Genomic DNA, 12,672 nt, shown 5'->3' with positions numbered 1-12,672 from the left:
ATCAGGCGGCCTTCGGCAGGGACATGATGGCAGCGGCGAAACGGGCGATGTCCTGATCGCTGGTCTCGCGGATGGTCGAGCGGCGCATCGGCTGGTTTTCAGGCGCCTTCATTTCGGCGGCGAGCGCGCCCCGATCGAGCGCCGCAAATGCATTCGGCAGGATGCGGACGATGCCGCAGCGATCCATCAGACCGGAGACGAAGGCCGGAAGGTCCGCCGCCCTGACAAGACCACAGGCTTTCGCCGCCGCATCGAGATCGGCGGTATCCGCCTCGACCAGCCAGGCAAGCGTCGCCTCGAAGCCGAGCGCGGTGGCAAGGCCATGGTGAACGGGGGCAAGGCCCGCCAACGCATGGCTGATCGTGTGGGCAATAGCCGTGCCGCAATTGTCGATGGCAATGCCGGCATAGCACGAGCCGAGCAACATCTTGCCGCGCGCTTCCATATTGTCCGGTTGCCTGACCGCCGTTTCCAGCGCGCCGGTGAGGAGGCGCAGGGCTTCATGGGCGTAGAACTTGCCGCCGGCATGGGCATTGCGGTTGGTGGCGGCTTCAAAGGCGTGGATGAACGCGTCCATGCCGCACCAGGCAGTGAGATCGGCGGGCAGCGTCGCGGTCAGGACCGGGTCAAGCAGCACGAGATCAGCCTTGGTCTCCCGCCCCCAGATCCAGAGCTTCCTACCCCCTGACCCGGCGAAGATGTTGGTCGCGGACGTTTCCGATCCAGTGCCTGCCGTCGTCGGCACCATGATCTTCTTCAAGGGGTTCTTCGGCAGCGGATTGGCGGCAAGCGCATAACGCATCGCATCCTCGCCGGAGGCAGCACAGCAGGCAGCGATCTTGGCAATGTCCAGCGCCGAACCGCCGCCGATGCCGATGACCACGTCCGCACCTGTGGCGGCCTCGGTCGCATGCCGCACATGGGCGATCGTCGGCTCGCCGGTGAAATCGGAGAAGACACAGCCCCGGATGCCTACGGCCTGCAGCTGGGCTGCGACGCGACCGGCGAGTCCCGACCGGACCAGGAAGCCATCGATGACGATGGCGGCGGTTTTCGCGTCGAAGGATGCGGCAGCGGAGCCGATGGTCTCATGGAGATTTTCGCCGAAACGGATTTCGGGAACGAAGGAAGTGACGAAGGGCATGGGGTTGATCCTGCGAAGCGGTTTGATGCTGCTTCCAGCCTGCATCACAATCTGATATTTTCAAACATAGGCAGTTTTCAGCCATTTTGATGATTTGAAATCATGGAGAGAAAATGCTGGACCATATTCCGCTGGAAGCGTTCCGGGTGTTCGATGCCGCTTGCCGACAGATGAATTTTTCGAAGGCCGGGCGCGAACTCAACATCACCCAGGCCGCCGTCAGCCGGCGCATCAAGGGGCTGGAGGATCATCTTGGCGCAGCGCTCTTCACACGGCGCGGCAAGAATCTTGAGCTGACACCCCAAGGCGCGCGCCTGTTCCAGCGGGTTCGCGCCGCGCTGGATTATCTGGAGGAGAGCCTCGACCCCTTCCGTCCTGTGAAAGGCGGGACGATCGCCATCGCGGCGAGCGGTTCGGTGTCGCATCTCTGGCTCGGCGGACGCCTGCGCGATTTCGGCAAGGAGAACCCGGCAATCTCGCTCAGGCTGCTGACCTCGGACACCTCGTCCGATCTGGCCGCCGAAACCAATGACCTCGTCATCCTCTATTCGACCGGCGAACACCCGCGCTGGGACCTGACGCTGATGATGCCGGAACGGCTGATGCCTGTTGCATCACCGGATTATCTCGACAGCCGCGACCTCGATGCCGGGGCCGTGACCGTCGAGCAGATCGCTTTGCTGGACCTCATCGACTACGAGCGCTTCAACGCGCACTGGATTTCCTTCCGGCAGTGGTTCAGCCGCGTCTCTCCGGCGCTCCGGCTGAAGCTGCAGAGCCCGCGCTTTTCCTTCTCCACCTATATCATGGCGATCGATGCGGCCCTGCGCGGAGACGGCATTGCGCTTGGCAGTCTTGGCCTGATCGAAGAGCAACTCGCCGATGGCAGGCTCGTGACCGTCGGTTCGGAATGTCTTTCCACCGGCTACGGCTATTATCTCGGCCTTCCGAAGGACAAGGCAGTCACCCCCGAGGCACGGCAGTTGCATGAATTCCTGACCGGCTCGGAGAACTGACCGCCGCCGCGCGCTGCAGCGCCCTTTTGCGCGCCTGAAAAGGCATGCAAAGGCGCAATTGTGCGATGCAAACGAATCATGCGATGGTCTCGCCTCTGCAGCCAGCAACCACGTTGAACGTTGCCTAACATCAGCCACTCATCTCCCCCCTGAATCTCCGGCCCCGCCAATGCCATGGTCAAATCTGCTGCTTTCATTTTACATCTTGATATCTCTGTTTTTTCTCGACAATACCTATCGCGAGGGTGAGGCCGCCGGCGGCGCCTGGGATGCAATACGTGTTCTCGGATTGTCTCTGTGCCTGCTTTGGCCGCTGCTCCTCGTTCACGTGATCATCTCGGCCTGCAGAAACCGGCAGGCGGGCTGACAGACGTCCACAATCTTGCCCGCCACGCACGCCAGGATGGGCCCTGGCACAGGTCAGAGGCACCGGAGGCTAGGCAGCATGATGCCTAAGGCCGGTGGAAACCGCGGAGTTCGGGTTTCGGCATGAAGGAGGAGCAGAAAAGCCGGTCTGGAAAGATGTTCTTTCTCGTCGCTGTCGGCCTGATCTTCGCCGGCATCGTGGCGACGGTGCTGCTTGCTAACGGGCAGCGCAATCTCCACCATCTGCTCGCCTATCTCGGCCATCCCGATCTTGTGGCCACGGTCGAGCCGGCACCGAAACAGATAAAGATCATCCGCAGCAAGAGCGTGCGCCTGCCGCCGGCGCGCATGGTCCTGCCGGTCTACGCCTTCAGCGACTTCAAGGCGCCGCAACAGCAGTTCATCCGCCTGATCCAGAGTGACCCGCGCAGCCTGTGCGAACGGTTGAAGACCGGCGGCTTCGGCGATCTCGACTGGACGGTCAGCAGCGGCAACAAGGACAATTGGGAATGCTCCTCGTCCGTCGATCTTCCGGTGAAAGGCGACGGTACGGTGCAGTCCTCGATCTTCATCTTCATCAGGGGCGACGGCGAAAACCGCGTTACATCCTTCCGCGTCAAGCTGAACATCGAAGACGCTGCCGATACCGTTAAGGTCGCCGACCTCGCCGGCAATGCGGCAAACATCTTTCTGAGCCAGGTGCGCTGGGAGAACCCCGGCGAGATCATCGGCAAGATCCATGCGCTCGAAGCCTTCGACATCCGCAACTTCGGCAGCCGGATCCAGTTCAAACGCGAGTTCGGAGAAACGCCGCGCTACAATTTCCTTGCCAATCAGATCAGAAAGCGCGGCAAGAATACGCCGGGAGATATTTTCTTCGATCGGAGCGAATGGTTCCCGCTGACCGGCAGCGACGGCCTGCCGATGATCGACGGCATGATGGCGGGCGAAAGTTCAGACGGGCTGACGCTGAATGCCCCGAAGAATACGGCGCAGTGACCGGATATTTTCAGTCATGAAAATTTCAAATTGGCACAACGTGCGCGGTGGCTGGCAACGGCAATGCAGCAAACGAGGTTGCTTTGCGGCAAGACTTTGAACGGAAACCGCGATCGCCCCAAAAATGATCCATTTTGGGGCGCCGCAAGTTAACCACAACCAACAACATCGACATTCGGAGACTTGTCAAAGACGATCATATTTAATAAGTGATTAAAAACACAAAATGCTTTTTGCAGACAAATAATTTTCAGGGACGGCAGCACTCCACGGCAACCCAAACGCAACAACCTTGCCGAGAAGGCAGGGAATATGTATCTATTGATAATAGAATAATTGCCCGGCTTCTTCGGACAAACACAATCTTCGGCAACGACCGACCAGAAGCCTACCCTGCCTGCTAAAAGTGCCAGGAGTATTTAAAGCCATGACGGAAAAAATGATGTTGCAACAATCAGCTGCTATCGGAGTGGAGGATAGCATGTTGAATGGGATTACTTCTGGGAGGTTTGCCGTTCAGAACAAAGAACGGCGTGCAGACGAAAGCAATTTTTACATTAGCCCTGCCAGTGCGCCGAGCATGCCTGTTCAGCTTGCGATCAAGCGGATGATCGATGTTGGCGGCGCTGTCTTCGGTCTTCTTGTTCTTTCTCCAGTTATTCTCCTGATTGCCGTGCTCATCAAGCTGGAAAGCAAGGGCCCGGTTTTCTTCAAGCAGCTACGAACAGGCCTCAACGAGGTGCCGTTCGAGATCCTGAAGTTCCGTTCCATGTACACCGATCTCTGCGACACAAGCGGTGTGCGGCAGACGATCGATAACGATCCGCGCATCACCCCGCTCGGGCGGGTTCTGCGGAAGACTAATCTTGATGAAATGCCGCAGCTGTGGAACGTCCTGATCGGCGACATGTCGCTGGTTGGGCCGCGTCCTCACGTTCCGGACATGCTGGCTGCCGGCCGCAACTATGCGGAACTGGTGCAGGGTTACGAGTACCGGCACCTGATGCGGCCGGGCCTCACGGGCCTTGCACAGGCCCGCGGCCTGCGCGGCCCGACCCGACATCGCTGGCTGGCGATCCGCCGGATTGTCTGCGACGTCGAATATGTCCGGCAGTTCTCGCTGCTTCTGGACATTAAGATCATTGTTCGCACGGTGATCAACGAGCTGAAGGGCGGCACCGGCCTCTAAAGGCTGGCAAACCTCATCGTCTTGGCGTTTTATCGTCTTGGCGCTTCAACTGGAAAGCCATCGGCGTCAGCCGGTGGCTTTTTCGTTGGCTTGGATAACCCCGCCTATCCTCAAGACCAAGCCGCCATGTTTGAATGACAGGCAGGGTACCGCGCTATCTCCTGGCCACCATGGAAACCCGAAAGCGCGCAAGCAGTGACGCCTCCCGAAATGCCTGACCCTAAACGCAAACCGCCCGGGCAGAACCCGGGCGGCGATGTTTCAGAGAACAGCGAGAACGATTAGTTCGACTGCCAGCTCTTGACCAGTTCGTCGTAGTTGACGGTCTGCGGCTTTTCCTTTTCGTTCTCGATCTTCAACTGCGGCGCAAGGTTGCCCTTCGAGACGGCATCCTTGTTCCAGAAATCGAGATCGTGCTCTTCGGCAAGCTTCGGACCGATATCGCCCTGGATGCCGGAGCGCTCGATGCGTCCCATCACCTTTTCCTGCTCGGCGCAGAGACTATCCATGGCTTCCTGAGCGGTCTTCGCACCCGAGGATGCGTCGCCGATCGCCTGCCACCAAAGTTGCGCCAGCTTCGGATAATCCGGAACGTTGGTACCGGTCGGTGACCACTGGACACGGGCCGGCGAGCGATAGAACTCGACGAGACCGCCGAGATCCTTCGCACGATCGGTGAAGCTCTTGTCCTGAATCGTCGATTCGCGAGCGAAGGTCAGGCCAACCTGGCTCTTCTTCACGTCCACGGTCTTCGATGTCACGAACTGCGCGTAGAGCCAGGCGGCCTTGGCGTGGTCTTCAGGAGTCGACTTCATCAGCGTCCAGGAACCCACGTCCTGATAACCGAGCTTCATGCCGTCCTTCCAGTAGACGCCATGTGGGCTGGGAGCCATGCGCCACTTCGGCGTGCCGTCTTCGTTGACGACCGGCAGACCGGGCTTGACCGAGTCGGCTGTGAAGGCGGTGTACCAGAAAATCTGCTGGGCGACGTTGCCCTGGGCAGGAACGGGACCAGCTTCACCGAAGGTCATGCCCTGCGCTTCGGGCGGTGCATAGGCCGTCAACCAATCGAGATACTTCTGTATCGAATAGACCGCTGCAGGACCGTTGGTGTCACCACCGCGAGCAACGCAGGAGCCCACCGGACGCGAATTCTCGTCGACCTTGATGCCCCACTCGTCGACCGGAAGACCGTTCGGGATGCCCTTGTCGCCGTTGCCGGCCATCGAAAGCCAGGCGTCGGTGAAGCGCCAGCCGAGCGATGGGTCCTTCTTGCCGTAGTCCATGTGACCATAGACCTTCTTGCCGTCGATTTCGCGACCGGTAAAGAATTCGGCGATGTCTTCGTAAGCAGACCAGTTGACCGGAACGCCGAGGTCGTAGCCGTACTTGGCCTTGAAGTCAGCCTTGTTCTTCTCGTCGTTGAACCAGTCGTAGCGGAACCAGTAGAGGTTCGCGAACTGCTGGTCGGGCAGTTGGTAAAGCTTCTTGTCCGGCGCGGTGGTGAACGACGTGCCGATGAAGTCGGCAATGTCGAGACCCGGGTTGGTGACGTCCTTGCCTTCGTTGGCCATCCAGTCGGTCAGGTTGCGAACCTGCTGGTAGCGCCAGTGGGTGCCGATCAGGTCACTATCGTTGACATAGGCGTCGTAGATGTTCTCGCCGGTCTGCATCTGGGTCTGCAGCTTTTCAACCACATCGCCTTCGCCGATCAGGTCGTGGGTGACCTTGATGCCCGTGATCGCGGTGAACGCCGCGGCAAGGGTCTTGGATTCATATTCATGCGTGGTCAGCGTTTCGGAAGCGACCTTGATTTCCATGCCGGCAAATGGCTTTGCCGCATCGACGAACCATTGCATTTCGGCTTCCTGAGCGGCGCGGTCCAGCGTTGATACGGTGCCGATCTCCTTGTCCAGAAACTGCTTTGCCTCGTCCATGCCCGCGAATGCGGACCCGGTAAAGGCCAGCAGCATAACTGCTGTCGATGTTAGTAGGTGCCGTCGCATAAAAGTCCTCCCTTAAAGGTTTGCGATTGCAATCTCGGACTGCCTCCCCGGCAATCCGTTTCAGTAATCTTGCCTCAGACCAGCTTGAAGACGCCGACGGCGTACACGATGGAAAGCGCAAGAGCCCACCACACGTTGGGGCCGATGAGCCCCAGCCATGCGAGATGAATGAAGGCGGCGCCGAGCAGCGAGACGAACAGCCGGTCGCCGCGCGTCGTCTCAAACCGCAGGATGCCGACGCGCGGATTGCCGCCCGGCGAGATGTATTCCCAGATCGCCATGCCGACGAGCAGGGCAAAGATCGTCAGGAAGAAGAGCGCCGTCGGCAGCGTCCATGCCATCCATGAAAAGTCCATGGGTTTCTCCTCCTTACACGCGGCCGAGGGCAAAGCCCTTGGCGATATAGTTTCTGACGAAATAGATGACGATCGCGCCAGGGATGATGGTGAGCACGCCGGCGGCGGCCAGCACGCCCCAGTCCATGCCGGATGCCGAGACAGTGCGTGTCATGATGGCGGCGATCGGCTTGGCGTCGGTCGTCGTCAGCGTCCGGGCGATCAGCAGTTCGACCCATGAGAACATGAAGTTGAAGAAGGCGGCGACACCGATGCCGGATGCGATCAGGGGCACGTAGATCCGCAGGAAGAAGCGCGGGAAGGAATAACCGTCGATATAGGCGGTCTCGTCGATCTCCTTCGGCACGCCGGACATGAAACCTTCGAGGATCCAGACCGCCAGCGGCACGTTGAACAGGCAGTGCGCCAAGGCGACGGCGATATGTGTGTCGATCAGGCCGAAAGCGGAATAGAGCTGGAAGAACGGCAGCGCGAAAACGGCCGGCGGCGCCATGCGATTGGTAAGCAGCCAGAAGAACAGATGCTTATCGCCGAGGAAGCGGTAGCGCGAGAAGGCATAGGCGGCCGGCAGCGCCACCGAAACCGAGATGACCGTGTTCATCACCACGTAGATGATCGAGTTGATATAGCCCTTGTACCAGGACGGATCGGTGAAGATCACGGCATAGTTCCTGAGCGTCGGCGCATGCGGATAGAGCGAGAACGCGCCGGTGATCTCGGTATTTGTCTTGAAGCTCATGTTGACGAGCCAGTAGATCGGCAGGAGCAGGAAGAGGATGTAGATCGTGGGCACGAGCCAGGCGAGGCTGCGGCCTGATGAATGTGTCGCGGTGGTCATTTGTTTTTCCTCCCTCCGGCCGTCACTTCTGCGCATCGCTGGTGGTCATCACGGTGTAGAATATCCATGAGAGCAACAGGATGATCAGGAAGTAGATGAGCGAAAGTGCCGCTGCCGGACCGAGGTCGAACTGGCCGATGGCCGTCTTGACGAGATCGATCGACAGGAATGTGGTGGCATTTCCGGGACCGCCGCCGGTGACGACGAAGGGCTCGGTATAGATCATGAAACTATCCATGAAGCGAAGCAGGAAGGCGATCAGAAGCACGCGCTTCATCTTCGGCAGCTGGATGTAGCGGAACACGGCCCAGCGCGATGCGCCATCGATCTTGGCTGCCTGGTAATAGGCATCCGGGATCGAGACGAGGCCGGCATAGCAGAGCAGAACGACGAGGCTCGTCCAGTGCCAGATGTCCATGACGATCAGCGTCACCCAGGCATCAAAGACGTTGTTGACGTAGTTATAGGGGATGCCGATCGCGTCGAGCGTATAACCGAGCAGGCCGATATCGACGCGGCCGAATACCTGCCAGATGGTGCCGACGACGTTCCACGGAATGAGCAACGGCAGCGACATCAAGACGAGGCAGACAGGAACACCGAGCCCCTGTTTCGGCATATTGAGCGCAATCAGGATTCCGAGCGGTATCTCGATCGTCAGGATGATGCCCGAGAAGATCAGGTTGCGCGTCAGCGCGTCCCAGAAACGGTCCGACTGAAGCACCTGGATGAACCAGTCGGTGCCTGCCCAGAAGAACTCGTTGTTGCCGAAGGTGTCCTGAACCGAATAGTTGACCACCGTCATCAGCGGGATGACCGCCGAGAAGGCGACCAGCACCAGCACCGGCAGGACCATGAACCAGGCCTTGTTGTTCCAGGTCTTTTCCATGATCAGGCCTCCCCCGCTACCAGCAAGGAATCTGCGACGCGCCAGGAATCGGCGTAGATATTGATGGCGGACGGATCGAAAGTAACCTTCGGTTCCGCCGGAATCTCCCCGTCCTCGTGCACGACGATGGCGATCGGCCGGTTGGCAAAGGATGCACGGACGATCTTCTGGCGGCCGATATCCTCGACCTTGGAAATCGTCACCGGCATGCCTTCACGGCCGAGCCGGACGAATTCCGGGCGGATGCCGAGTTCGGTCTTGGCGCCGGCGGCGATCTTCGGCGCAAAGGACAGGGCGACCTTCTGACCATTAAGATCGACGGAGGAACCATCGATCTTCGCGGGCAGCACGTTCATGCCCGGGGAACCGATGAAATAACCGACGAAAGTGTGCTTCGGCTTCTCGAAGAGTTCAGCCGGCGTGCCGATCTGGACGATTTCGCCGTCATACATGACGACGACCTTGTCGGCGAAGGTCAGCGCCTCGGTTTGGTCGTGGGTGACATAGACCATGGTGAAGCCGAACTGCTTGTGCAGCCGCTTCAGCTGCGAGCGCAGCACCCATTTCATATGCGGGTCGATGACCGTCAGCGGCTCGTCGAACAGGATGGCGCTGACGTCAGAGCGGACGAGACCTCGGCCGAGCGAGATCTTCTGCTTCTGATCGGCCGTCAGCCCCTGCGCCTTTTTATGTGCGCGGTCCGAGAGGCCGATCATTTCGAGGATTTCCGTGACGCGGCGATCGACCTCGGCTTCAGGAACATGACGGTTGCGCAGTGGGAAAGCCAGATTGTCGTAGACGGTCATGGTGTCGTAGATGACCGGGAACTGGAATACCTGAGCGATGTTGCGGTCCTGCGTCGACAGGTTGGTGACGTCCCGGCCGTCGAACAGGATCTTTCCCTCGGATGGCTGCAGCAGCCCGGAGATGATGTTCAGAAGCGTCGTCTTGCCGCAGCCGGACGGACCGAGCAGCGCATAGGCGCCGCCGTCGTTCCATTCGTGATGCACTTCCTTCAGCGAATAGTCCGAAGGCGATTTCGGGTTCGGGCCGTAGGCGTGGCGGATATGGTCGAGATTGATGCGTGCCATGGTTTCCTCCTCACGCCGCCCGAAAGGCAGAATTACCGGCATGACTGCCGATCGCTCGCCCGTCCGTCCCGAAGGCCATCAGGTGGCGGGTATCGACGAAAAGCTCGATCGCCGTGTCCGGCTCGATGTCGTGGATGCCGTGCTCCAGCATGACCCAGCGCGAACCGGCGCAATCGACATGGATGAAACTCTCAGAGCCTGCGATTTCCGAAATGATGATCCGCGCCTTCAGCGCTGCGGCCGTTTCATGTGGACGGGCGAGCGACAGGTGGTGCGGATGGAAGGCAACCGTGTAAGGGCCGTCGGCAATCGCCGACAGGTGCACGGACACCGGCAGCACGGGGATGCCGTCCCTGTCGAAGGTATTGCCGGACTTCACCAGGTCGATGGTGTTGAGCGGCGGGTCGGCAAAGGTCTTGGCAGTCACAATATCGGCCGGCCTGCGATAGACCGAAATGGTCGGTCCGAACTGGCTGATGCGGCCCTGACTGAGCGTCGCCGTATTGCCGCCGAGAAGCAGCGCTTCCTGTGGCTCGGTCGTTGCATAGACGAAGATCGAGCCGGAGGCGGCGAACAACTTCGGCAGTTCCTCGCGCAACTCCTCGCGCAGCTTGTAATCGAGGTTGGCGAGCGGCTCGTCGAGCAGCACGAGGCTCGCATTCTTGACAATGGCGCGGGCAAGCGCGGTGCGCTGCTGCTGGCCGCCCGACAGATTGAGCGGCGTGCGCTCCAGATAGGGCGTCAGCTTCATCAGTTCGGCCGCCTTGCGGACTTCGCGATCGATCGTGGCGTGATCCTTGCCGGAAATGCGCATCGGCGAGGCGATGTTCTCATAGACCGTCATCGCCGGATAGTTGATGAACTGCTGGTAGACCATGGCGACGCTGCGATCCTGCACGCGCACGCCTGTTACGTCTTGTCCGTCAAAGGTGATGGTGCCGGTGGTCGGCTTGTCGAGGCCGGCCATCAGCCGCATCAGCGACGTCTTGCCGGACAGCGTCGGGCCGAGCAGCACGTTGAGCGAGCCGCGCTCCAGCGTGAGATCGGTCGGGTGGATATGCGTATCCGCTCCCACGACCTTGGTTATGTTTTTCAGTTCAAGCATACTTAAGGCTTCCTCCCAGCCATCGGCAGCGCCATCCCGGCACCGCCCTCAGGCAACCCTGCGGACGGTCTCCCGCATGTATTCCTCCAACCCGGCGGCTTCCGCCTGGGTCAATTTCAGTCCAAGCTTGGTGCGACGCCACAGCACGTCCTCCGCGCGCCGCGCCCATTCCTGGTTAATCAGCCACCGCACCTCGACCTCATAGAGATCGGCGCCGAAATGCCGCCCAAGGCCCTCGGCCTTGTCGATCTTGCCGAGCAGGCTTGCTGCCAGCGTGCCATAGAGCCGAACCAGCCGGCGCGCATGGCGCTCGACCAGAAAGGGATAGCGGCTCCTCAGTTTTGCGACTTCGGCCTCGTAACCGGTCGCCGGGAAATCGCCGCCCGGCAGCACGCTTTTTGCCGTCCACGGAGCGCCCTTGGCGCCGATCGCGCCGCCGATCTTTTCCAGCGCATGTTCGCTGAGCCGGCGATAGGTCGTTAGCTTGCCGCCGAAAACGTTGAGCAGCGGCGCGTCGCCATTGTTGGCATCGATCTTCAGCACATAGTCGCGCGTGGCTTCCTGCGCCTTCGAGGCACCGTCATCATAAAGCGGGCGAACGCCGGAATAGGTCCAGACGACATCGGCAGGCTTTACCGGTTCAGAGAAATACTCGCTTGCCGCATTACAGAGATAGCTGATCTCACCCTCGGTGATCTTGATGTTCTTCGGATCGCCGGTGAAATCGCTGTCGGTCGTGCCGATCAAGGTGAAATCGGTCTCGTAGGGGATTGCGAAGATGATGCGATTGTCCGGATTCTGGAAGAAATAGGCGCGCGGATCGTCGAACTTCTTCTTCACGACGATATGGCTGCCCTGAACCAGACGGACATTGTGGACTTTGTCCTTGCGAACGGCATTCGACAGAACGACGTCGACCCAGGGACCGGCGGCATTGATCAGCATGCGTGCCTTGAACGTATTGACGGCTCCGGTCTCGCCATCCTCAACATCGATCGACCAGAGGCCGCCCTCGCGCCGGGCCGAGACGACGCGGCTGCGGGTCATGATGCGGGCACCCTTCTGCGCCGCGTCGCGGGCGTTCAGGACCACGAGGCGGGCATCATCGACCCAGCCGTCGGAGTATTCGAACGCCTTGGCGAACAGCGGCTTCAGCGGCTTGGCGGCCGGATCGCGGCGCATGTCGAGCGTGCGGGTAGCGGGAAGCAGCTTGCGGCCGCCGATGTGATCGTACAGGAAGAGGCCGAGCCGGATGAGCCACGCCGGCCGGACGCCGCCCTTGTGGAAGGGCAGGACGAAACGCATCGGCCAGATGATGTGCGGCGCCATGGCCCAAAGCACCTCGCGCTCCATCAGCGATTCACGCACCAGCCTGAACTCGTAATGTTCAAGATAGCGCAGTCCGCCGTGAATGAGCTTGGTGGCGCGCGAGGATGTGCCGGAAGCAAAATCGTCCATTTCAGCCAGCGCAACCGAATAACCGCGGCCGACAGCATCCCTTGCGATGCCGCACCCATTGATGCCGCCACCGATGACGAAGATGTCGAATACACTCTGCGCAGGCACTGCTTCCCCTCCCACATTTCGCATTGCACAATATTGAGCACATGCGAAAGTGAAAGCAATTAAAACGAAATTCGTACGAATGTCAAACGAATGTTTAGGGAAGGCTC

The 12,672-nt window shown here is 60.0% G+C and carries 11 protein-coding genes; 3 read left to right on the top strand and 8 right to left on the bottom strand.

Features of this window, described 5'->3' with window-relative positions; genetic code table 11:
* Nucleotide 1: 1 nt before the first annotated feature.
* The gene (locus ACSQ2Z_RS03070; protein ID WP_436079860.1) at nucleotides 2-1,144 is read right to left on the bottom strand and encodes an iron-containing alcohol dehydrogenase; all 1,143 of its coding nucleotides are present in this window, start codon (nucleotides 1,142-1,144) and stop codon (nucleotides 2-4) included.
* A gap of 113 nt (nucleotides 1,145-1,257) precedes the next feature.
* On the opposite strand from ACSQ2Z_RS03070, the gene ACSQ2Z_RS03065 reads away from it, so the two are divergent.
* The 3 genes from ACSQ2Z_RS03065 to ACSQ2Z_RS03055 all read left to right on the top strand — a co-directional run bounded on the left by ACSQ2Z_RS03065 (nucleotide 1,258) and on the right by ACSQ2Z_RS03055 (nucleotide 4,714).
* The gene (locus tag ACSQ2Z_RS03065) at nucleotides 1,258-2,160 is read left to right on the top strand and encodes a LysR substrate-binding domain-containing protein (protein WP_436079859.1); all 903 of its coding nucleotides are present in this window, start codon (nucleotides 1,258-1,260) and stop codon (nucleotides 2,158-2,160) included.
* A gap of 489 nt (nucleotides 2,161-2,649) precedes the next feature.
* Nucleotides 2,650-3,525: a DUF6030 family protein gene (locus ACSQ2Z_RS03060; protein WP_436079858.1), complete on the top strand. Its 876-nt coding sequence runs from the start codon at nucleotides 2,650-2,652 to the stop codon at nucleotides 3,523-3,525.
* 580 nt (nucleotides 3,526-4,105) lie between these two features.
* The gene (locus tag ACSQ2Z_RS03055) at nucleotides 4,106-4,714 is read left to right on the top strand and encodes a sugar transferase (RefSeq protein WP_436079857.1); all 609 of its coding nucleotides are present in this window, start codon (nucleotides 4,106-4,108) and stop codon (nucleotides 4,712-4,714) included.
* A 281-nt stretch (nucleotides 4,715-4,995) separates the two neighbouring features.
* On the opposite strand, the gene ACSQ2Z_RS03050 is transcribed toward ACSQ2Z_RS03055, so the two are convergent.
* The 7 genes from ACSQ2Z_RS03050 to glpD all read right to left on the bottom strand — a co-directional run bounded on the left by ACSQ2Z_RS03050 (nucleotide 4,996) and on the right by glpD (nucleotide 12,589).
* Nucleotides 4,996-6,720, bottom strand: coding sequence for an ABC transporter substrate-binding protein (locus ACSQ2Z_RS03050; RefSeq protein WP_436079856.1), 1,725 nt, complete (start codon nucleotides 6,718-6,720; stop codon nucleotides 4,996-4,998).
* 74 nt (nucleotides 6,721-6,794) lie between these two features.
* A complete protein-coding gene (locus ACSQ2Z_RS03045; protein WP_436079855.1) occupies nucleotides 6,795-7,076 on the bottom strand; it encodes a DUF2160 domain-containing protein in 282 nt (93 codons plus the stop codon).
* 13 nt (nucleotides 7,077-7,089) lie between these two features.
* The gene (locus tag ACSQ2Z_RS03040) at nucleotides 7,090-7,914 is read right to left on the bottom strand and encodes a carbohydrate ABC transporter permease (RefSeq protein WP_436079854.1); all 825 of its coding nucleotides are present in this window, start codon (nucleotides 7,912-7,914) and stop codon (nucleotides 7,090-7,092) included.
* A 22-nt stretch (nucleotides 7,915-7,936) separates the two neighbouring features.
* Nucleotides 7,937-8,803: a carbohydrate ABC transporter permease gene (locus ACSQ2Z_RS03035; protein WP_436079853.1), complete on the bottom strand. Its 867-nt coding sequence runs from the start codon at nucleotides 8,801-8,803 to the stop codon at nucleotides 7,937-7,939.
* 2 nt (nucleotides 8,804-8,805) lie between these two features.
* Complete coding sequence (locus ACSQ2Z_RS03030; protein ID WP_436079852.1) at nucleotides 8,806-9,894, bottom strand: ABC transporter ATP-binding protein; 1,089 nt, start codon at nucleotides 9,892-9,894, stop codon at nucleotides 8,806-8,808.
* A gap of 10 nt (nucleotides 9,895-9,904) precedes the next feature.
* Nucleotides 9,905-10,999, bottom strand: coding sequence for an ABC transporter ATP-binding protein (locus ACSQ2Z_RS03025; RefSeq protein WP_436079851.1), 1,095 nt, complete (start codon nucleotides 10,997-10,999; stop codon nucleotides 9,905-9,907).
* A 48-nt stretch (nucleotides 11,000-11,047) separates the two neighbouring features.
* Nucleotides 11,048-12,589, bottom strand: a complete 1,542-nt coding sequence (gene glpD / locus ACSQ2Z_RS03020; protein ID WP_436079850.1) for a glycerol-3-phosphate dehydrogenase — start codon at nucleotides 12,587-12,589, stop codon at nucleotides 11,048-11,050.
* Nucleotides 12,590-12,672 lie beyond the last annotated feature (83 nt).

It is taken from the genome of Pararhizobium sp. LjRoot235 (genome assembly GCF_964254145.1).
GTDB lineage: Bacteria > Pseudomonadota > Alphaproteobacteria > Rhizobiales > Rhizobiaceae > Pararhizobium.
This window is presented reverse-complemented; position numbering and strand designations above follow the sequence as displayed.